The 20,325-nt window shown below is 63.4% G+C and carries 23 protein-coding genes; 18 read left to right on the forward strand and 5 right to left on the reverse strand.

The genetic code is table 11. The features are described 5' to 3' along the window. Positions 1–45: 45 nt before the first annotated feature. The 3 genes from ACFFDA_RS09085 to ACFFDA_RS09095 all read right to left on the reverse strand — a co-directional run bounded on the left by ACFFDA_RS09085 (position 46) and on the right by ACFFDA_RS09095 (position 2,317). A complete protein-coding gene (locus ACFFDA_RS09085) occupies positions 46–1,053 on the reverse strand; it encodes a FecR family protein (protein WP_404478367.1) in 1,008 nt (335 codons plus the stop codon). Next, positions 1,046–1,627: a sigma-70 family RNA polymerase sigma factor gene (locus tag ACFFDA_RS09090; RefSeq protein WP_404478368.1), complete on the reverse strand. Its 582-nt coding sequence runs from the start codon at positions 1,625–1,627 to the stop codon at positions 1,046–1,048. Before ACFFDA_RS09090 ends, ACFFDA_RS09085 begins: the two co-directional genes overlap by 8 nt. Positions 1,628–2,005: 378 nt before the next feature. Further along, a complete protein-coding gene (locus ACFFDA_RS09095) occupies positions 2,006–2,317 on the reverse strand; it encodes a sigma factor-like helix-turn-helix DNA-binding protein (RefSeq protein ID WP_404478369.1) in 312 nt (103 codons plus the stop codon). A 559-nt stretch (positions 2,318–2,876) separates the two neighbouring features. Between ACFFDA_RS09095 and ACFFDA_RS09100 the strand changes: the two genes are divergently transcribed. Beyond that, positions 2,877–3,236 carry a hypothetical protein gene (locus tag ACFFDA_RS09100; protein WP_404478370.1) on the forward strand — a complete coding sequence of 120 codons (360 nt, stop codon included), beginning with the start codon at positions 2,877–2,879 and terminating at the stop codon, positions 3,234–3,236. A gap of 101 nt (positions 3,237–3,337) precedes the next feature. Here ACFFDA_RS09100 and ACFFDA_RS09105 read toward each other — a convergent pair whose 3' ends face one another. Together ACFFDA_RS09105 and ACFFDA_RS09110 are read right to left on the reverse strand one after the other, a co-directional pair. Further along, on the reverse strand, positions 3,338–3,625 hold the full coding sequence (locus ACFFDA_RS09105) for a MarR family transcriptional regulator (protein ID WP_404478371.1): 288 nt from the start codon (positions 3,623–3,625) through the stop codon (positions 3,338–3,340). A 390-nt stretch (positions 3,626–4,015) separates the two neighbouring features. Further along, on the reverse strand, positions 4,016–4,411 hold the full coding sequence (locus tag ACFFDA_RS09110) for a transcriptional regulator (protein WP_404478372.1): 396 nt from the start codon (positions 4,409–4,411) through the stop codon (positions 4,016–4,018). A gap of 385 nt (positions 4,412–4,796) precedes the next feature. Between ACFFDA_RS09110 and ACFFDA_RS09115 the strand changes: the two genes are divergently transcribed. From ACFFDA_RS09115 to ACFFDA_RS09195, 17 genes are all read left to right on the forward strand, one after another. Continuing rightward, entirely contained in the window at positions 4,797–5,069 is a 273-nt protein-coding gene (locus ACFFDA_RS09115; RefSeq protein ID WP_404478373.1) for a hypothetical protein, read from the forward strand. Continuing rightward, positions 5,066–5,863, forward strand: coding sequence for a DsbC family protein (locus tag ACFFDA_RS09120; RefSeq protein ID WP_404478374.1), 798 nt, complete (start codon positions 5,066–5,068; stop codon positions 5,861–5,863). Before ACFFDA_RS09115 ends, ACFFDA_RS09120 begins: the two co-directional genes overlap by 4 nt. A gap of 180 nt (positions 5,864–6,043) precedes the next feature. Further along, complete coding sequence (locus tag ACFFDA_RS09125; RefSeq protein WP_404478375.1) at positions 6,044–6,358, forward strand: hypothetical protein; 315 nt, start codon at positions 6,044–6,046, stop codon at positions 6,356–6,358. 118 nt (positions 6,359–6,476) lie between these two features. Further along, positions 6,477–6,743, forward strand: a complete 267-nt coding sequence (locus tag ACFFDA_RS09130) for a type IV conjugative transfer system protein TraL (RefSeq protein WP_404478376.1) — start codon at positions 6,477–6,479, stop codon at positions 6,741–6,743. A 56-nt stretch (positions 6,744–6,799) separates the two neighbouring features. Then, complete coding sequence (locus tag ACFFDA_RS09135) at positions 6,800–7,390, forward strand: TraE/TraK family type IV conjugative transfer system protein (RefSeq protein ID WP_404478377.1); 591 nt, start codon at positions 6,800–6,802, stop codon at positions 7,388–7,390. Continuing rightward, complete coding sequence (locus tag ACFFDA_RS09140; protein WP_404478378.1) at positions 7,377–8,147, forward strand: type-F conjugative transfer system secretin TraK; 771 nt, start codon at positions 7,377–7,379, stop codon at positions 8,145–8,147. Before ACFFDA_RS09135 ends, ACFFDA_RS09140 begins: the two co-directional genes overlap by 14 nt. Next, entirely contained in the window at positions 8,144–9,454 is a 1,311-nt protein-coding gene (locus ACFFDA_RS09145) for a TraB/VirB10 family protein (RefSeq protein WP_404478379.1), read from the forward strand. Before ACFFDA_RS09140 ends, ACFFDA_RS09145 begins: the two co-directional genes overlap by 4 nt. Further along, positions 9,454–10,077, forward strand: a complete 624-nt coding sequence (locus ACFFDA_RS09150; RefSeq protein ID WP_404478380.1) for a TraV family lipoprotein — start codon at positions 9,454–9,456, stop codon at positions 10,075–10,077. The genes ACFFDA_RS09145 and ACFFDA_RS09150 overlap by 1 nt, the downstream gene beginning before the upstream one ends. After that, positions 10,074–12,599 (forward strand): TraC family protein, encoded by a 2,526-nt coding sequence (locus ACFFDA_RS09155; RefSeq protein ID WP_404478381.1) that lies wholly within the window; start codon positions 10,074–10,076, stop codon positions 12,597–12,599. Before ACFFDA_RS09150 ends, ACFFDA_RS09155 begins: the two co-directional genes overlap by 4 nt. Further along, complete coding sequence (locus tag ACFFDA_RS09160) at positions 12,596–12,964, forward strand: hypothetical protein (RefSeq protein ID WP_404478382.1); 369 nt, start codon at positions 12,596–12,598, stop codon at positions 12,962–12,964. Before ACFFDA_RS09155 ends, ACFFDA_RS09160 begins: the two co-directional genes overlap by 4 nt. Beyond that, complete coding sequence (locus tag ACFFDA_RS09165) at positions 12,954–13,601, forward strand: conjugal transfer protein TraW (RefSeq protein WP_404478772.1); 648 nt, start codon at positions 12,954–12,956, stop codon at positions 13,599–13,601. Before ACFFDA_RS09160 ends, ACFFDA_RS09165 begins: the two co-directional genes overlap by 11 nt. Positions 13,602–13,660: 59 nt before the next feature. Then, on the forward strand, positions 13,661–14,614 hold the full coding sequence (locus ACFFDA_RS09170) for a TraU family protein (RefSeq protein ID WP_404478773.1): 954 nt from the start codon (positions 13,661–13,663) through the stop codon (positions 14,612–14,614). Between the two features lie 284 nt (positions 14,615–14,898). Beyond that, the gene (locus ACFFDA_RS09175) at positions 14,899–16,821 is read left to right on the forward strand and encodes a hypothetical protein (protein ID WP_404478383.1); all 1,923 of its coding nucleotides are present in this window, start codon (positions 14,899–14,901) and stop codon (positions 16,819–16,821) included. Further along, a complete protein-coding gene (gene traN, locus ACFFDA_RS09180) occupies positions 16,818–17,918 on the forward strand; it encodes a conjugal transfer protein TraN (protein WP_404478384.1) in 1,101 nt (366 codons plus the stop codon). Before ACFFDA_RS09175 ends, traN begins: the two co-directional genes overlap by 4 nt. Position 17,919: 1 nt before the next feature. Next, on the forward strand, positions 17,920–18,789 hold the full coding sequence (locus ACFFDA_RS09185) for a type-F conjugative transfer system pilin assembly protein TrbC (protein WP_404478385.1): 870 nt from the start codon (positions 17,920–17,922) through the stop codon (positions 18,787–18,789). Further along, positions 18,761–19,357: a S26 family signal peptidase gene (locus tag ACFFDA_RS09190; protein WP_404478386.1), complete on the forward strand. Its 597-nt coding sequence runs from the start codon at positions 18,761–18,763 to the stop codon at positions 19,355–19,357. Before ACFFDA_RS09185 ends, ACFFDA_RS09190 begins: the two co-directional genes overlap by 29 nt. 29 nt (positions 19,358–19,386) lie before the next feature. After that, positions 19,387–20,247, forward strand: a complete 861-nt coding sequence (locus ACFFDA_RS09195) for a conjugal transfer protein TraF (RefSeq protein WP_404478774.1) — start codon at positions 19,387–19,389, stop codon at positions 20,245–20,247. Positions 20,248–20,325 lie beyond the last annotated feature (78 nt).

Consider the following 20,325-nt stretch of genomic DNA (forward strand, 5'->3'; position numbering starts at 1 on the left):
GAGATGAGTGCATTGCCCGACCAAGGGACACTGCGAGGTGAAAATTTATTTTCGCTCTACCGCAAGGGTAATGGTGTTGCCCTCTTTGCGGACCTGCAGATCGAGCAACATGCCAAGCGATTGTGCCAGCTTCTCCGGGTCGTCGAGTCTGAATGCTCCCGAGACACGGGTTTCGCCAAGGGAAGGATCTGTTAGGACGATTCGGAGCGGCGCGGTGCGATTTGCCTGCGCCAGTATCTTCGCAAGCGGCTCGGCGTTGAACTCCGTTAGCCCCAGCGCCCAGTTCCCTTCGGCCGGCGTCGCCTTGAGGACAGGGCCGGGCGGTGATTGATCGCGGAAGCTGACCCTTTCTCCCGGCTTGAGGCGAACGGGATCCAGCGGATTGCCTGCATGGCGGGAAATGACATCGACGACACCCTTCAGCAACTGCACGCGGGTCGAACCCGACTGTTCAAAACTGACGTCGAACACGGTTCCACGCGCAATGACCTTGCTGCTGCCGGCTTCGACGACGAAAGGGCGTTTCTCATGCGCAACCTGAAAGCGCGCGCGACCATATTCGAGGCGCAAGGTTCGCTGCCCGGCTCCGTACGTGACAATCAGCAACGTATTGCCGTCCAGGGTCAGGCCTGACCCGTCCGCGAGCCGAACGTTCTGCATCTCGCCGGGCCCCGTCCGATATGCGGTCGCCGGCTTGGGCGTCGCCAGAACGACAGGGGGTGAGGCTTTTTCCGGAAGGTCGACAGATACGGGCAGAATGCGCCAGCCAATGAAGCCGACGACAGCCACGCAGGTAAGCGCGGCGAACTTCGTCCGCATCATTGCCCCGCGAACCCGGCGCGGTTCAGGCAAGGTATCCCAGTTGACCTGCTTGCCGGCGGAATAGAGTTGAGCGACGCGGTTATACGCTGCTCTGTGCAGCGCGCCCCGGCCGAGCCATTGCTCGAAGGCGACACGGTGCTGTTCGGCGTCCGGACCTCGCATGAGGACGAACCAATCTGTCGCTTCCAAGCGGAGCTGGCCTTTCTGGAAGGGATTTTGGGTTTCAGTCATCGGCATAGACCCTTCGATCAAGATAGATCAGCGCCTTCTTCATGTGATATTTGACGCCGCGCTCCGTAATCCCCATTCGATCCGCTATCTCGTGGTAGGTCAGTTCTTCCTGTCGATGGAGACGAAATACCGTCCGCGTCCTTTCAGGAAGTTCGGCGAGAGCTTCTTCGTAGCGGCGCAGGAAATCACTGGCTTCCATCATCCATTCCTGTTGCGGAAGAACGGCAAGATCGACGTCGTCGATGGAGAGATGAACCGCCTTGTCTCGCAGCCTGAGCCCTTTGACCCGGCCCCATAACAAATGCCGCGCAATCGTGCGCAAGTAGGCTTCGGGCGAGCGCAATCTGGAGATAGCCTTCGCCGATACGAAGCTGACGAACGTATCTTGAACAAGGTCGTGAACCTCATCGTGATTTGAGATGGAACGCCGAAGAAAGCGCGCTAGCCTTGGGGCCTCGGCGCGAAACAGCCGGTCGAGAGTGCGATCTTCGACGGCTTGGGTGCTTGCACAGTCGTTGTCCATGTCATTCATCGAGGTCGCCGCGCCGGGGATATCGGCGATGTCCTCATACATGCAGTTGCGATTTGCATTAGAGCTCATCCGTCAAGATGGCACACGGGTCCATCCCTTGCAGGACAGTCCGATGCTCACCGATGTGACGGTCGACCTCGAAACGGACGAACGCTCTTGGGCCCGGCCAGCTCCTGCCGGTCGGGAGCTCGACAATGCCTGTCATCGCAAAATCATACAAGGTAGATTGCACGACAGCGCCCCGAACCGTGGCCGGGTACAACTCCGGAGGTGTATGATCGGGAAACCCGCCGCCCCCCGCCTATCACCGACACTCCAGCAACCCGCCCGCCTTCGGATTGCCGGATCCTTCCTGCGCGAGGGTTCGAACGCGCTCCGGGGATTGGGCTTCGCAGCCTCTCCTCTCAACGGGCAAAATCATCAAATACCGAAATCGAGCCCTTCGAATGCATCACAAAAGATGACGAGCGCCTGGTGGAATGCCTCTTCCACCTCCGGCACGGACACCTCGAGATCCGACGCAAGCGCGCCGTAACTGACCTCATCCCGGCGAAGTCGCAGGAATACTTCGCGCTGCAACGGCGACATCGCCTCCAGAGCCTTTGAACCGCGGCGCCTGAAAACGCCCCGGGGGATCGGCGCTCGGACCGATGGGTCTGCGGACGTATTCCGCCTGAGGCATCGAGCTCGGAGTACGACACAACCCAGCAGCCGCGCAAAAAGGTCAAACATTGCGAATCTCCCCGAAGCTCCGCTTGCGACTTTTCATGCCGAGATGACCTCGCCCATCTGGGCTCTCGCGAAGGTTCTGCGCGTGCAAAGCCCTGGGACACGGCGCAGCGGAGCAGAGGGAGGCCGTCGTCGACCTTGTGTGCAGCCGCCGCCAATCGGCAGCTAAAATGCGGGACATGCGCCGGTTGCCTCTGCCCTCAGGCGCAGGGCGCGCCCGTGTTCCCAACCTATCGCCATGAAACATCCCCTTGAGAATTGCTCCCGAACCCAGCGCCCGAGGCAATTCTTCCCCCCCTCCTTCCCTCCCTTTGCCGCCATATTCGAACGTGCTGCGGATGCCCTTAATGTCCACGCGCCCGGCCGTTCGAATTGCGGGATGGCGCTAAAACTGCATTGCAGTTGCAAATCGGAAATGATGCGAGCCAACGCAGCGCTCACATGAAATGCGCCCTCGTTAGGTCAGGATCTGGCCATCTTCCTGTCGATCCGGAGCCCCCGCGATGCGAAGATGCAGTCTGGCGTTGCCAGTCATGCCCCAGCTATCAGGTGATCGCACGCGATGACGTTCGACGATTTGGAAAGGGACCGGATTGCCGCATGCCGCGAACTCATCGCGGCACGTGCGTTTGCTGCGGAACATCTTCGCGGGGTACTAACGCATGATCGCAGCTGGGATGCCATGCAGCGGCTCTATCTTGCGACGCTGGAGCGCAAGGAATTCCTGCAGTCATGGTTCGCTCCGGAGGTGCCGGCAAATGCGCACAGGATAGCCAGCAGACTGCGTTCTCTGGGCCTTATCGCGACTAGCATCGATCCGCGCGATCATCGCAGGATACTGGTGAACCTGACCAAACAAGGGCAGACCGCGATGGAGGCCGTCATAGATTATCTGCTGTGCGCAGGGTTCGCCAGGGGGTAACCCGATATTTTCACACCTTGCAGCCAGTAGATTCGCAGAACCCGAAATTGCCTCTCTCTGATGCCAGGCATGAACAGGCACTCGCTCCGGCTGAGCCTCGATCAACGGGTCTCGCCCTGTCGGCTCATGATGTCGCCTAACAGGCCATAAACCCTTTCATGGAAGGCGGCCTCGAGTGTCAAATAGACCCGGCGCCGGTCTTGCGGATCGGGCGTCCGCTGAAGAAATCCTGATGCCGCCATATCGGCGATGGCTTTAAGAATGGTGCTTCGCGGGGTACCTGCACAATGAATCAGGTCGGTTATCGAAAGTTTGCGACCCTCCTCCTGCGCAATGAACAGCTCCAGGATGACGTACCACTGAACAAACGAGGCCGGACGAACGCCCATGACCGTCCGCCTGGCGGAATCCATATCCAGGAGGCGCCTCGCGAAAGCGAGGATCGTAGGGTCCGAATCCGAACCTATCCGTCCAGTCATTTCAAAAAAAGCATACGTGCGCGGCTCGCCAACGCCGCATGGAGTCGCTTCGTAGCATTCGCGTGGTTCCAGCGCAGGCGCGGCAAGCTGGATACCACGGTGTCTTTGACGGCTCTGCAGGGCGGCGTGAACACGACTTCATTAGCGGCTTGCGGCTACGCACGCATCGTATCGAAACTCCATGGGGTGTCGCGATCGTCACGCAGTGCAGGCTCTGGAGCGCTCTTGTTCGGGCGAAAACACAGCCGCGGCGTTGCGCTGCCCATTCCCGAGCATTCATATGACAACCAGTCATTGCATTCAGCGCACAATCGGGCGGCCAAGACGTACAGAGAGGGCTTCCATGCAGTAGTCAGCTATACATTCAAGACATCGTGACTTAATTCCGGCAGGGTCTTCGACCAGCATGTCGAACGGTATCGCGATGTTGTTCTCAGAGAACAGGGCTGGGACGAACAGGTTAGAGGCAGACATGCCAAGTGCGAAAGCACACCGCATATGGTTCTCCATCGTCGATTTCGGATTGCCCGCCTCGATTTCGCGCAACCAGCGGACGCCTACACCTACTTTCAAGGCGAGCTGGCCCTGTGTCATTCGAAGCCGCTTTCGCCTCTCCTCGATCAGGCGGCCGGATAAGGTCTTGATTTCGTCCAGTTGAGCGGGATCGGTTCGTCCGGCGTTCGTTCGCGTCAGCATGCTCAGCACCCCCTGAAGCGTCTACCGGCACCCTCTCCCGCAATTGTTTGCGTTAAAGTTCATTTGGTTAATGCCAACGGTCAATCCGTTTCGTTCCCATAATGAAATGATTCCGATTATCCCTGCCCGAGCCTCTCAGCCCCGTCGAGCCTCTTTATCGGACTGGAGCGGTTGCCTCGTTTCCGAAACCGGTTTTCTCAGAGCCTCCTGCGGCGCAAGCGGTGCCTTGCACGGCAGCACAGGTGCCCTGATGCCTTGTGCGGTATCGTCAACGCCCACACTTTGGGGCGAGGCCGAAGCGACGGCGCTTTGCTGCCCGATACCATTCCACCAACCTGCAGCATGGTCGTTCGCCCCTCTGCAGACGGAGCCGGAGTTTGCAGCCATGCTGTCCAGTACCATCTTCGCTCTCGCGACCCTCTTGCCGGGTGCGGTCCATGGTGAACCTGACAGGGCGGGAGGCGACACCGTAACGCTCCCGGTCGAATATCTGGAAATCCGCGAGGAAGGCGGTGGCTTCATCATCCGGCCGAGAGGCCCGGCAGGCCAAAGCGCCGCGAGCAGCAGGGCCCGAACCATGCCGGTTGGCTCCAATGTGCAGATCGACGCGGCGGTAATGCCAGATCATTCCCCTCGCAGCATGAAGGATCCAAGATGAAGCGTGCCATGTTATCGAGATCGCTCCCGCTTGCAGCGGCGTTGATCGCATCACACCCCGTCTTCGCGCGAGAAGATGCCAATTCGCCGGACCTCGCCGGCAGTGCGGCACAGGCCCAGAAGCGACTGATGCAGACATTCACACACCTCAAATTCGAGGATTTTGCACTCTCGCCAGTCAAAGGACCGATCTATCAGGCGATCGCCGGCGGCAAGGTCATCTACTATGCGCCGGAAAGCGAGATGATCCTGTTCGCCGCAGTCTACGACAAGAACGGCGTCAACCTCACGGCATTGGCGCAGGACGCGACAGCGAGGCGCAAGATCGATACCATCGACCCGGCAAAGGCTCTCGCGATCGGTCCCGAAGGCGCGCCCACCGTAATCGAGTTCACTGATCCTGACTGTCCGTTCTGCCGTGCGCTCGATCGATTCTGGGCGAGCAAGGCTGCGGAAGGCAAGCCGGTCCGGCGCCTCATCTATTTCGTGAGCGAGATCCACCCGGAGGCTGCGGCCAAGGCCGAGCACATCCTATGCTCGCCTGACCCAGCTGCGGAGTTTGCAGTGCTCTACAAGGGCAATGCGCCTGCCAACCTGCGCAAGTGCCCGGCGGGCCGCGCGAAAGTGGAAGCCGATGCCGAAGCGATCAGGAAAATGGGGATCAGTGGGACCCCGACCATTATTGCCGATGGCAAGGTGATCACCGGCTTCCAGCAGGCCGAACTGGCCGAATTTCTCGATCAGCCCGTGCACGTGGGACTCGCCGGCAACGGTGACCAGACCCCGCCGCCCTGACCCTTCATGCTCGCCTCGGTACGCTGCCCAAGCCGGGCGTTTTCGACCAGCCGAGCCCAAAAAGATCCAGACGGTTGCGAGCTCGTTTGTCGGGCCGTCCAGCGCTGCCGTCGACCAATCCGGTCCCGGCCGGTGGTCAAGCCCGTTGCCGGACGCCCGACGCGCAAAGGAGTAATGGTCATGATCCGAAAGTTTGGAAAGCAGATGCTCTCGTTCGCTGACATCGGCGTCCCTCTTGTTCTGATGATTGCGGTCGCCGGAACGGCGCATGCCTTCACCGCGCCGGCCGCCGGCGACCTCGGCTACGACATCTACGACATCGTCGTGAACCAGGGGGTCAAGGGTCCGCTCGGCTTCGTCGCAGGAGTAGCGGCCTTCCTCTTCGGCGTCTCGCGCCTCTTCTCCAACATCATGGTCGGCATACCGACGATCGTCGCGGCCGTCTGTCTCATCAAGTCCGACACCATCCTCCAGACCTTCGGGATGGTGATCTGAGCGATTGGCGGGACGGCGCCAGCCGCTCCGCCTCACGACCCGGGCCAGCCCTACGGCTCGGAAAACCGACAATCCGGCCCGGCCGGACTGTCAATGAAGCAAGGAAAGGAGAAGGGACATGGACGAACGTCTTCCCCAGTACCTTCACAAGCCGGTCCAGATCCTGTGGTTCGGTGCCGACGAGTTCATCCTCGTCATGTCGACCATCTTCGTGGCCGTCGTCGTGGGCGGGCTGATCGGATGGGCGCTGGTCCTGGCCCTTCTCCTTTTTCTCCCCTGGAAGCGCAGCAAGCCGCGCGGCTTTATCCCGCACATGGCCTGGCGCTGGGGAATGGTGCGTTTCCGCCACTACCCGGGCCCGACCCAGACCCGCTTCTACGAGTGAGGAGCTCGCCGGTGTTCAGCACACGACGATCCGCTACGCGCAAGCACGATCCGCTTATGGGCAAACCTGCGAGCTGGGGCATCCATCGCTACCTGCAGGGCTCGTCCAATCTGTTCGAGGAAAACCGGCTTCTCAAGTTCGCGGTCCTCGGACTGTTCGGCATAAGCGCTGTTCTGGGCGCCGTCATCTACACCTCGAACCAGAATCAGCGCACCGTCGTCGTGCCTTTTGGTGCGGGGGGCGATCTCTACGTCACCGGCGACAAGCCGTCCTCTTCATACCTGCGATCCATGACCCGCAACATTGTCAATCTGTCGAGCACATACTCGGCCTACACCGCGGATCGCCAGTTTCAGGAATTGCTCGGCATCGCTCATCCCGGTGCTTTCAACGCGCTGCGCGACAGCCTCAACGCTGTCCTTGACGAGTTGTCGAACAATCCGACGCTCGCGATCGCTACCTACATCCGCACCGACCAGCCGGTGATGATCTCCAATAAGGACATCCTGGTGCCGGTCGAAAAGGTCCGCGTGATCGGCGGCGTCATCCGCAAGTTTCGCGGCAATCTGCGGATAGGCTTTGCGGTCGAGAATGGCCGCTTCTGGCTCACATCGCTCCACGAGGAGAACTTCGATGCGAAGATCTGAACGCCGATCCGCGCCATGGGTATTGGCCCTGTGCGTCCTTGCAGGGGCTGGGCACGCACAGGCGCAGGCGATCATCGCCCTGCCGGAGCAGACCAGCAATATCCGGCTTTCGAACCACGACCTGAACCACTTGGTGTGTCAGGGCGGAGAGATCGAGGACGTCAGGTTCTCTGCCGAAAAGGCAATTTCCGTCGAACGGGCCGGTTCGGATGCCTGGGTCAAGTTCCTCGTGCGCGAAATAGAGGGCGAGGTCGTACCGACGCGCACATATGCGACGGCGCCAGCCGAATTCTTCGTCTCGTGCAACGGCGCGATCTATCCGCTTTATGCGCAGCCCTCCGACATCCCGGCCCAGACTGTTATGCTGGGGACAGGTGTATCCCAGCGCGCGCGTGCAAATGCCGACCTGCTCGGCCCGCTGGTGGAAGAGGAACGCGCGGTTTCGATAACGCTCTCGATGCTCCGCGACCAGGTGCCGGCAAGTTTCGCGGATGTAGCGCCAGCCACTGAGGATATCACCATAGCCTCGCTCGGACACGCGGCGCTGCATGAGCGCCGCAGGATCGCCGTGGATGGCGCGGGTCTTTCGGCCAGCGAGTACCTGGTCACCGCCGCCAGCGACATGAACCTCGACGAGCGCAGTTTCCTCGATTCCGCGCTCGGCTCCAATATCTTCTCCGTCACGCTGGACAGGATCCAGCTCGCATTGGGCGACACCGCGCGCCTCATCGTCGTGCGCCGGGGAGAAGGGCAATGACCGGCGAGATCGCGGACCAGCCGCCTGCGCACGGCAACTCGCATGAGCCAGGCGCCGCACAGGAGTACGCCGTCCCTGTTGAAATCGATGCGGGTGGTGTCCTTACGCCCGCTGCCTTGCGGGCGCGATGGGCCGCACTGGAATCGGGCACGCAGCTTCGCATCAAGCAGGGAAGCGTACTCGCCGCGGTGGCTGTGCTTGGCTACGGCCTATACGCCGCCAGCCATGCGGATGAACCCGCCGCTCCCCCGCCGGCTGCATCCAAACTGGACATGGGCGCGGGCCTTCGCGGCGACAGCCTGGAAGAGAAACTGCGCGGCGATCTCAAGAAGGTTCTGGACGGTCAGAACATGCTCGGCGACCGCGTTACCGCCATCGAGGAAGGCAAACTGCCACCGACCGGCGCTCGTCTTACCCCGAACGAGGAAGGACCGTTGCCCCCTGCCCTGCCTGGGAGCGCTCCGGATCTGCCGGCGCCGCCAGCGCCCGGTGAGCTGGAAGGCCTGAACGCCGGCCTGCCACCCCCGCCCCCTGCCGGCATCGCTCCGGTTGCGCCGCCTGCTCCTCCTGTCGAAAAGGTCATCGGCGCCATCGGCCAGGCTGTGACGCCCCTAGCGGGAAAAGAGGACGCCCCGGCGGCGGGAGGCTCAAAAAAAAAGAACCGGACGATCTATTTGCCGCCTGGTTTCATGAAGGCGCGGCTGATGACGGGAATTGATGCGCTTGCCAGCCGGGATGCGACCTCGAATCCGGAGCCCATCATCGCCCGCGTCCAGGCACCTGCCGTGCTTCCCAACGACGTGAAGGCGAACCTTGCCGGTTGCTTCGTCATCGGAAACGCTACGGGCAGCCTCGCCAAGGAGCGCGTCGAGGTGCAGCTGGTCTCGCTCAGCTGCGTGGATTTCGATGAACGTTCGGTCGTCGATCAGCAGGTGAAGGGCTTCTTCGTCGATACTGACGGCAAGAAGGGTCTTTCCGGAAAGGTGGTCACGCGGGCGGGTGCCGCGCTCGCCCGTTCGTTCATTGCCGGCACGATCAGCGGGATTTCCCAGACGGTCGAGACCACCTTCGGGAATACTTCGACATCCGCGCTTGGAACGGTCCGGACTTTCGACGCCGGCGATGCCGCAAAGTCCGGCATTGCCGGTGGCCTCGGCAAATCATCGGACAAGCTGACCGAGTTTTACCTCGACCTCGCCCGCCAGGCTGGCCCCATCGTCGAGGTCGGCGCCGCCAAGGACGTCGTCGTCGTCATCCAGGAAGGCGTGTCGCTGGAAATAAGGCCCACCGCGGGGAGCAAATTCTGATGGTTGCCATGAAGTCCTGCCATGGCCCCCGGCCTCTCGTCCCGGTCACCGCACTGCTCGCGATGCTCGCCGCGCTGCCTGGCTGCGCGAGCCTTGGCTCGCTCATGTCACCCTACTCCGAAAAATTCAGCTGCAAGAACAGCGATCATGGCCAGTGTATCCATCCCGACCGGGCCTACGAGGATGCCGTTGCCGGCCGCCAGTCCCGATCGGACCCCGCTGTCACCAGCGACAAGTCGCTGTTGCGCGCGCAGCAGCGCGCGGGGCGCAACAGCGCCGGGACGGCAAGGAGCCGCGCCAGGGGCGCGGAGGCCTCAGCCTTTCCCGGATACCGCGACAGCGTCTACCGCGAACTGCGGGGACTCATCGACGACCCGGTGACGCCGATGCTCGCCTCGCCGCGAACGGTCAGGACACTCATCCTTCCCTATGCAGACCGTCAGCGGCCCGACCGGCTCTATATGCCGCGCTACGTCTACTCCATCCTTCAGGCTCCGAGCTGGGTGGTGGGCGATTATCTTGTCGAACCTGCTACGACGGCTGTGCAGGCGCCGATCCTGGGCCAGGTCCGGGGAGCCGCGGACGCGCAGGCGAATGCGGCCGCCCCGGGGGCCCAGCCATGAGCCGCCGGTCCGGATCGAATGGCGGTATGTCGTACGCCCGGCTGCGCAGCAGCGTCGCGCGCGACCGCTTCTCCGATTTTCTCCCGCTCGTCGCCTGGAATCCGCAGGAAGAGGCTTTCCTGTGCATCGACGATGGATTTGGATATGCCTGGGAACTGGTCCCGAGCGCCTACATGTTCGTGCATGTGCACCAGGCACTTGTCGGGTTGCTCAACATCAATTTCGCGCCCGGCACGGTCCTGCAGCTGCATAGCTTTGCCGACCCTTCGCTCGACACCGCGCTCGACGCATACCTCGATCTCAAGAACCGGCCCGATCCCCTGATCCAGGCGTCCGCGCGCCGCACCGCAAGGTACCTGAGCGATGGCCGGGATGGCCTTGCGTCCCTGCATGGGATCCCGCTGCGCGATTTTCGCACGTTCCTCTCCGTCAAGACGCGCAATCCCCTGCCAGGCGACGTCAAGCGTCAGATCGAGGAACAGCTCGCAAAGCTTGGTATCCGGCGCCTCGCTCCTGAAGAAACGGTGGCGCTCTATCGCCGGGTCTTCAACGGGGTCTCGCAGCGAACGTCGGGCGTCTTCACCGACTTGGTTGCTGGCGGCGGCGTTGCCCCGCCCATCCGCAAGCAGATCATCGATGCCGGCCCCGACCTGGTATTCGACGGCGCCGAGGTGCACCTCGGCGGTCAGGTCGCACGCTGCCTTACCCCCAAGGCTCCAGCCCGGCGCATCTCCGCTGAACGTGCAAACCGGTTCACCGGAGGTATGCGCGGCGCGGCCGAGGATAGCGACCAGATCGGGGGACCGTTCCTCTACACCCTCAATGTCCTGTTCGATCATTCCTCCTTCGAGATCCACAAACGCGCGCAGGTGCTGTCCGCCCAGAAGGCAGCCGGCAGCTTCGCGGTCGAGGTCGGCAAGCAGATCGACGAAATTGGCTGGGTGCTCGACGAGGCCGGCAACAGCAAATTCGTTCGCGTCATACCGACCATCTGGGTGTTCGGACGTGACGCCGACCATGCCCGAGAGATGGCCGCAAGGGCCAAGCGGCTGTGGGAATCGGAGCCGCTGCCCTTCATGATGCAGGAGGAAAGCTACCTCAATCCGGTCCTGCTGCCCATGAGCCTGCCCTTCGGTCTCTACCCCGACGGCAAGACACTGCGCATGCTCGAGCGCGATTTCCGGATGCCGGTGAAGGCCGCGGTGCTGATGGCGCCTGTCCAGACCGATTTTCGCGGCGGCGGCCGCCCGGCTCTCCTCTACGTCGGGCGCAAGGGCCAGCTCATCACGCTCGACCTCTTCGATCCGCGCATCAACAACTACAACTTCATCGTCTCGGCGGAGAGCGGCGCGGGCAAGAGCTTCCTCCTCAACAACCTGTGCCAGCAATACTTCGCGCAAGGCGCCCTCATCCGCGTCATCGATATCGGCGGCAGCTACCGCAAGCTGTGTACGCTGTGCTCGGGCCGATACATAGACATCGGCGAGGAGCGCATCGTCCTGAACCCTTTCGACATGGGCTTCGCGCTCGATGGCGAGGACAAGCAGTCGGCGATCTCGATGGCGGTCGCGATCGTGGCGGAAATGGCCAACGCGGCCACGCGCAAAGGTGTCTCGACCTCGGAATGGAACTTGCTGAAGTCGGCGGTCCAGTGGACGATCGACAGCGGCCGGGCGGAACTGGGCATCGATGCGGTGCGCCGGTGGCTGGGCACCTATCCCGATCTTGCCGCCAGCGCGCTCGACAATGTCTCGCACCTGGTGCCGACAGCGCGCGAGCTCGCCTTCAACTTGCGCGATTTCGGGTCGGACGGTGTCTACGGCCATTTCTTCAATGGCCCCTCGACACTCGACATCGGCGCGGACGAGTTCGTCGTGCTTGAACTCGAGCGCCTCAAGGCCATGCCGGACCTGTTCAATGTGATCGTCATGGTTGTCGTCAACGCGGTCACGCAGGAGCTCTACCTTTCCGCCCGCGACCGCCCCCGCTTCGTCCTGTGCGACGAGGCCGCGCAGTTCATGTCGAAGAGCGACGGACAGGATCTCTCCCGCCTCGCGGAAGCCTTTGGCCAGGGTTACAGGCGCGCGCGCAAATACCAGGGCAGCTTCGGCATCGTGCTGCAGTCGATGAACGACCTGCTGCTGTTCGGCGGGACCGGCCAAGTCATCCTCGAGAATGCAGCCACGCGCTTCCTTCTGCAGGGATCGACGTACGACAAGGCGGTCGAGAACAAGATCCTCGACTATTCCGGGTTTGTGCTCGACCTTCTCAAATCGGTCCGCAACTCCAAACCCTTCTATTCCGAGGTCTTCATCGATTCCCCGCTTGGCCTGGGGATCGCGCGGCTCGTCGTCGACCCTTTCTCCTACTGGATCAACACCAGCGCGCCGACCGAAGTCGCAGCGTTCGAGGCAAAATTGCGCGCCGGTCTCTCCCCCATCGAGGCGGTCTGCGAGCTGGCAGGCGTCGATCCGGACGAGGTGCTGGGACACAGGTTCGCTATCAAGGAGACACGGCTATGAGGCGCGGACGATCCCAACCCGAGCAGCTTGCGTTCGACCTTGGCCGCGACGCCGCCCTGGAGCGCATGATCGAGGCGCGCGTCGCTATCCGGGCAGAGAACGAGGCCATTCGCTGGCGGCTTCGCCTCCTTTGCATCGAGGCCGCCATGCTCGCCGGGCTTGTTCTTGCGGCGGGCCTTGCACTGCGACAACCGGGTAGGATCGTCATTCGCGGTGCCCTGCTGGCCGGAGGCGGCTGTCTTGTGAGCGGCCTCATCCTTGTCGGCCTCTCTGCCCTTTCCATGCACCTCGGGCGCCGGTTCGCGACGCGCCGGCATCGACTGAAACACCCCCTCGCTCGTATGGATGGCGACAATGGTCAGTGATGGGAATGGGCCAGGATGGCCGCGAGCCGTGGTCTGGATCGCTGCTGAATTGTGCGCCGCGGGCCTGAAGGTAGCTGCTGCCCACGCCGAAAGCTCGACGATCGGCCGCACCTGGCCGATCGCCGAGGTCGACGCGCTTTCCGAGATCGAAGCCAAGGCAGCGTCCCTGCCTGCCGACATGTCAGCACGGTTTGGTCCCAGGTCGCGCTGGCCGGCGCTGAGGGCCGCGAGCCTCGCGCCTGCGACACAGACGCGCGTGCGCAGCCTGGTGCCCTTCTACACGCTCGACATGGACATTACGCTTCCCGACGGGCGCACGCTCTATCCCAAGGGCTTCACTTTCAATCCCCTGACCTACGTATCCCTTCCGCAGCGTCTGGTCGTCGTCCACGACCGGGATCTGGCCTGGGCGCTTACGACGGCAGCTCCCACCGACTGGATTGTGCTTGCCTCAGGTGCCGGCAGAACCGGCGACCCGGTGGAACTTGGCGAGAAGGTCGGCCGGACAATCTTCATCCTGGAGGATCACGTCAAGGAGCGGCTCGGGCTGACGGTCGCGCCCGTCATCGTCAGCCAGGTCGCCCAGCGGATTGAACTGCGCGAGGTCCATCTCGTGAAGGGGAGGCAAGCGCCGTGAAGCCAAAGCTCTTCCTGATCCTCGTCGCGGCCACCGTGGCGGCCTTTTGCCTGACGCTCATGCCAAAGGCCTCCTGGGCCTCCTCCTGCCCCGCCGGCGCGGTATTCAATCCCATCACGAAAGTGCGCTGGACATGCATCTTTCCGATCACCATCGGGGGCGTGCGTATCGGCACGGTCGACAAGCTCTCCAAGGAGCTCGATGCCCAATCCTCTTCCAAGCCCTTGTGCGCCTGCCGCAAGGGCGCGACCTTCTGGTTCGGTGTGAAGGTCAGCTTCTGGTCACCCAACCGGATGATCGACGTCGTGACCGAACCTGGCTGCATGATGGCGCTGGGAACCGACATCCTGCCCACACACGGCAGGCTTCAGGGCAGCCAGTCCTCGATCGCGGACGGGACGAATACCCGAAAGATGTTCGCCCAGATGCACTACTATATCGCGCCTGTCTGGGCGATGCTCGACATGTTCACCGATCTCCCCTGCATGGAGGACGACGGCTTCGACGTCGCCCTCATCACCGAAGTACTGCCGACCTGGCAGTCGGGAACGCTCGGCGCGATCATCCAGCCTGAAGGCATCCTGTTCGGCAACCCGGCCGCGGGCCTGGCATGCATGGCCGACAGTGCCGCGGCCGCCGCCGGCAAGGTGATAGACCCGCTCTTCTGGTGCATGGGCTCCTGGGGCGCGGCCTATCCGATCGCCGGCGACATCCATTTCGACGATTCCGTCGAGGCCTGGGCGGGTCTTGCCGCGCGCGGTACCTACATGATGGGGCGGCTTGGCGCGGCCACGATCAGTGCGGCCGATGGCTGCTCCTTCAAGGCCGCGCCGGTCTGGACGAAGTCGCGCTACAAGTACCAGCTCATGGAGCCGGTCAAAGGCGGCGCCTGCGTCAATGTGGGGCGCCCCGGCTCGCTGTGGTCGTCCGCCAAGCATGCACCGGGCAAGGACAACGCCCAGTTCATGGTCTTCGAGAAGGTAATCTGCTGCGCGGGCGTCCCGGCGCCGTGAGCGCTCCTGGATCATTCATGCTCCTGCCGTCCGGGCGCTCCGTCCGGCCTGCCCGCCACAGCCTCACTGGCAGGTCCGGTCGGCAGGATACGGGGGCGGCATCCCTTACCCGACAGGATGCCGCCCCAACCCAGGTCAGCGCGGTACGCGTCAATCCCTCACCCGGCCGAAGTCGTCCCCATGCTACGGCCTGGCACGGGAAACCGGACGCGGCCGCGCTGACCACCCCATCGGATCTCCCGGCCCGATCCGCGCTACGACCCGGGGCCCGGCATGCGGCAAGTGTGCTCGCCAGCATCGCCGGTATTCTGTTTCTCGCAAACGTGGCGCAGGCTCAGTCGCTCGAGGATCGTGCGCGGGCCGCCGCGGATGCCTCCCGGGCGAGGACCGGTTCGAGCGAGAGCCTTCAGGGCAACTACATCGCCCCCGGCCTTGGCGGCGGTGCGGTCTCGACGATCGACCAGAGCGTGTCGTTCACCCCTTCCCTCAGCTGCCAGACCACCGCGACGCTGCTCCAGGTGATGATCCAGCCCGGCAACGGCGGCGACATACATCACGTACAGGTGTCGCAGGATACCGACATGGATGGATCGTTCGACCGGACCAGCACCCTCACCCGTCCGATTTCAGGAGTATGTGCGAACGGGGTGATCTCCTGCGATCCCGGTACCTGGAACCAGTGCAGGAACTTTGCCTGGGCCATCGATAACGCGGGCGCCCTCAGCTTGCGGGAAGTCGAGCTTCCCGAGCTTGCAGGGTGCTACTGCATCAACGACAGCTGCGGCGCCAATCTTGCCTGGTCCAACATCGCCGATGTCCTCAAGGATATCGGCGGAGGTATGGTCGGTGCGCTTACGACCGCTGACCCCAGGATCGGGATCGCTGTAGCTCAGGTCAGCCCGCCCACCATCAGCTATGTGGGTTCGCAATCCACTGCCTGCACGAGCGACACGCAGGTTTCCCAGACGCGGTATCGGGCAAGCCCGGCGTTGATCCAGTCGGACGCGGCTGCCAGCGCATCGGCAAGCACCATCTTTCAGCAGGTGGCAGCCTCACCCGCCGGGACGGGACGGGCACAGCAATCGCGCAGCTGCACGATCGAACGCGTGGTCACGATCGCCAGCCCGGGCATAGACGATATCCTCCAGCGCGTATCCGGTGGATACGCGGAGAACCGCACAGGATCCGGATCGATCGACTTCCTGATGGGTTCGCCCTCAAACGACAGCTTGTCAGGGGGATCCTGCTCTCTCTTCGACTTTCGCATGACGCTTCACGTCAGCGATGCCGACCGTATTTCAGCGGCGAGGCTGACGCACTATTTCGCCGACGACTGGGCTCAAATCCGCATCGATGGCCAGCTCATCGCCTCGGGACCATCGGCATGGACCTCGAGCGGCCTCCCGCCCGGCAAGTGCGAACGCAAGGCCACCTTCCACGTCTATCCGGACTTCGATCTGCGGGGCTTCCTGACCGCCGGTGATCACGAGATCTGGCTTCGCGCGGCGGTCGCCGATGGCGGCGAGGCCTTCGCGCAAATCCATGTCCAGACCGACGACAGCTGCAGCACAAAAGAGAGCATCGCGAACCAGTGCGCCGGTTATGCCGGGGATGCCCAGTGCAATCTCGCGGAGGAGGATGTCGATGGCGTCGTCACGCTGCGCAGCGGTGTGGCGACGGGGCTGCGTCCGCTTGCGCAGACCCGTCAGTTCGGCGCGGACCGTTGCGCTGTCTCGCTGACCCGCGATTTCTTCACGCGCAAGCGCACCTACAGCTGTCTCACCGACACCTCCGGCCTGACGCAGCCGGATCTTACCCGGGGCGCGTTTATCATCGATCACTCGACCGAGACGATGCTGGCAGATCAGCGCACGGCGGCGGACGGAACGCTGGTTCAGACGACCAACCCGTTCTCGATGCCGCCGCGCGGTTCGGTGCCAGCCTGCGAGGCCGTCTGCAAGACCCGCGCGCCGCAGGTGAACACGCAGGCGACGCCCACCGGCGTCACCGGTTCGCAGCAGAACGATCCGTCCGGTTGGGATACGTTCTACCACATCTGCGGCGCGGACAACGTCTGCCCGGCCGGCGCGGGCGAGAGCATCATCACGGGCTGCGGTTGCCTCGACGATTTTCCGGAAGCGGTTGTCATGATGCAGTCGGTACGACTTGCGGGTGCCGATATGACCTGCACGAGGGTGGTGCGATGAGCCGGCTCATCGCAATCGGCGGACTGGCTTTGGTGCTGGCCTTCGGATGTTCGGGTCTGACGCTCCCGGTGCCGGCACACGCCGAGCACCTTTGCGCTCTCGACCTCAACGGAAACGGAGATGCCGCAGAAGAAGGCGAAACCGCCGCCTGCGAGACGACGGTTTCCGGCGCCTCGCAGTGCCCGATCCAGCGCGCGGCATGTGTCATGTCATCGACCGGCTCCTACACCTGTCCCCTGGGCGCAGCTTACGCCTGCGAAAGCACGGCGGCCGGCGGTGCCCCGGCGTGCTCGCCCGTCGCCTGCATCGATACGGCCATGTCTCCGATCGAAGACGAGGAGGTCGTCGAAGACCCGGGCACGCCTGCCGACGGAAGCGTGGATGCCGATGGGAACTGCACGGCCAACATCGAGATATTCTCGGGCCGCGCGATGCGCTGCCGACCGGCGGGACTGAAGACGACCTTCCAGAACTGCTGCAAGGACAAGGGCGAGATCGTCAAGGACGGCATGGGTTCGTCACTCGCCTCGCTCTCGACGAAAATTGCCGTGGCGAAAGGCGTGTTTACGGGAATGAAGGCGGCCTACACCGCTTTCAAAGCGGGCGCGACCGCCAGCCAGGCGGCATCCGCCGGGGCCAATGCCATCATCGCGGGGATCGACCCCACCTCGATCGCCGTCAGCCTTGCCATCAACTTCATGGTCGAGGTGCTCCTCCAGGGCTGCGACGCCCAGGACATGGAAACCGGCATGCTGCGCGGGTCAGGAATGTGCCACGAGATCGGCAGCTATTGCAGTTCGAGCGTCCTTGGCATCTGCGTACAGAAATCGCGGGGCCATTGCTGCTTCAACACCAAACTGGGCCGGATCATCCAGGAGCAGGGACGCCCTCAGCTCACTTCATTCAATGCGACAGGCTGGGGGAGCGCGAAGAACCCCGCGTGCCGGGGTTTCACGGCCGAAGAGTTCCAGGCACTCGACTTCAGCCGGATGGATCTCTCCGAATACTACACGGACATCGAGACCCGCTCACAGGGTGAGATCGAGGTCGACATGAAGGATCGGATCGATGCCTACATGCAACAGATCGGCAGCTGACGTGCGTGTCCCGCTCGCCATCCTGGCCCTCTTGTTCCCGGTCGCGAGTGCCGGTGCGCAGGAGAGCACCAGGGGCGACGGGCAGAACAGTTCGGTCACAGCCCGCGCCGGTATCGAAAGCGAGGGGGCGGCCGCGCTCGACCGTATCGAGAAGGCCGTCAGCGCCCGCAAGGCGCAGGTGCTCCACGCTCCCGTTCTCCCGCAAGAGCCGAACTCCGGCTCGCGCCGCCGCGCCTTCGATGCGATGCATTCGCGTGCGGCAATGCCGGCGATGGAGGGCCGTGCCAGATCGGCCCTCGAGGCCGGACAGGCCGGCTTTGCGCAGGAGCGCGAGGCCATGGCGCGCAGGCTTGGACAGGCGCTGGGCCTGGAGGCACCGTCGACCGAAGCCCTGGCCGCCGGGGCAGTGGCGCGTGCCTCCTCAGCCCGCGTGCCGGTTCTTTTCGTATCGTCCTCGATGCCGATCGCCACGCTGCGCACTTATGCCAGCCAGCTGGAAAGGGTGGGAGGCGTCCTGGCATTCAGGGGGATGCCCGGTGGGCTCGCGAGGGTTGCTCCAATGGCGAGACTATCGGCGCAAATCCTCAGGCTCGATCCCGGGTGCGAAGGGCCTGCCTGCAGCATGCGCAATGTGCAGCTGATCGTCGATCCGGTCGTATTTCGCCAGCATGGCGTCACCCGGGTGCCCGCGCTCGCGATGATCCCGGGAGATCCTTCCCAGCCTTACTGTGAACGCGACGCCGAGAGCCCGAGAGCCACGCAGCTGGTCCTGGGTGATGCGGCGCTCGCCGGAATGCTCGAGGAATATGCCCGCCTGGCGGGCGACGACACGGAGGTGCGTGATGCTAAGGCTCGCCTGGAGATCCGCTAGAATGGCAGGCCTCGCCCTCGCTGCCCTGCCGCGCGCCGCGGCGGTCTCGCTCGGGTCCGGAGGGCCGGGACAACCCGCCCGCCCCCTCCGGCTGCCACTTGCCTGCATGATCGTGTTACCGGTCGGGCTCGCCACCTCGTGGGCAATTCCCCAGATCACCTGGGTCATCAGCCCGTCCATCAATGCATGGGCGGTTCGCGCATCGCCGGGTGCGCTTCGCCGCGGCGACCTCGTCTCGTTTGTGCTGAGCCATCCTCTCGCCGGACCCCGCCCCGTCAATGTGACCAAGCACGTGCTTTGCCTGCCTGGCGATCGCCTTGAGGTGATCGAGAAGCAGTCGGTCTACCCGGGCATCAAGGACGGATGGTACTACTGCAATGGCCGGCTGCTTTCGGTCAGCAAGCCGCGCACGAGGAACGGCGAAAGCCTGGCCCATTTCACGCCTGCGCACCCCAGGGTCCCTGCAGGGTATGCTTTCATAGGCTCTGCCCATCCCGATGGGTTCGACAGTCGGTACTATGGGCTCATCGCCCTCTCCCGCCTCGTTCGCATGGAGCGCGTGCTGTGAACCGGCTTGGAACCACCCCTCTCCTCGTCCTGCTGCTCTACACACCCGTCGCCGCCGTTGCATCAGCGCCTGACCCAAAGCCCGGTTACTGGTGGTACGCTCCAAAAGCCGAGCCCACAGCGCAGGAGCCCAAGCACATCGCCATCCCTTCGCGCCCTCGCATTCCCCCCATGAACGAACTTGCCGCGTGGCCTCCGCCGCGCATCCGCAAGCTGATCGAGGATCAGCGCGACTATGCTGCGACCGTTCTCACGGTAGAAGCTGTCGCGGACTTCTGGCGCCTGGAGGATTTTGCCAGGAGAAAGGCGCGCGCCTTCGCAGGCGTGACACAGCTCGCCATGTTGCAGAACCCCGAGCTGAACTCGAGAAGCGCGAACCCGATGGTGGGCGATGCGAGGGATCGCCTCCTCGCGCACAAGGATGAGACAAGGCGGCGCTATTTGCGCGCGAGGGCAGCGGATTTCGCGCTGGTCATGTTCAGCCGGGAAAGCTGCGGCTACTGCCGGATCCAGTGGCCTATCGTTCAGCGCTTCCAGGAAGAGATGGGCTGGCAGGTCTCGCTCATGGACCTCGACCGAAGGCCTGAGCTCGGCGAGCGCTTCGGTATCGAGGCAACGCCTGTGACGCTGCTCATACGGCGCGGCACCAACCAGCGCATGATCGTTGCCAGCGGTGTCGAAGCCTATCCGGCCCTCGCACAGATGACCTATCAGGCCGTGCGTCTGCTTTCAGGAGACATTCGCCCCGAGCAGTTCATGACCGGAGCCGGCGAGGAAGGCGGCTTCTTCGACGCGCTGGGCCTCGGCCCCGTATCGGCGAGTGATCCGCGTGCTGCGGGTGGCGCTTTGTTGCGCAGCAATTCGAACTCCGGCGCAGGCCTCGAGCCATGACCCGGGTCATGCGGCCACCCCTGCCCTCATGGTTGCTGCCGGCTCTCGCTGCTGGCTTGTCCTGTTCCGTCAGCAGTG

It is taken from the genome of Novosphingobium sp. BL-52-GroH (assembly GCF_044813085.1).
In the GTDB taxonomy this organism is placed as follows: domain Bacteria; phylum Pseudomonadota; class Alphaproteobacteria; order Sphingomonadales; family Sphingomonadaceae; genus Novosphingobium.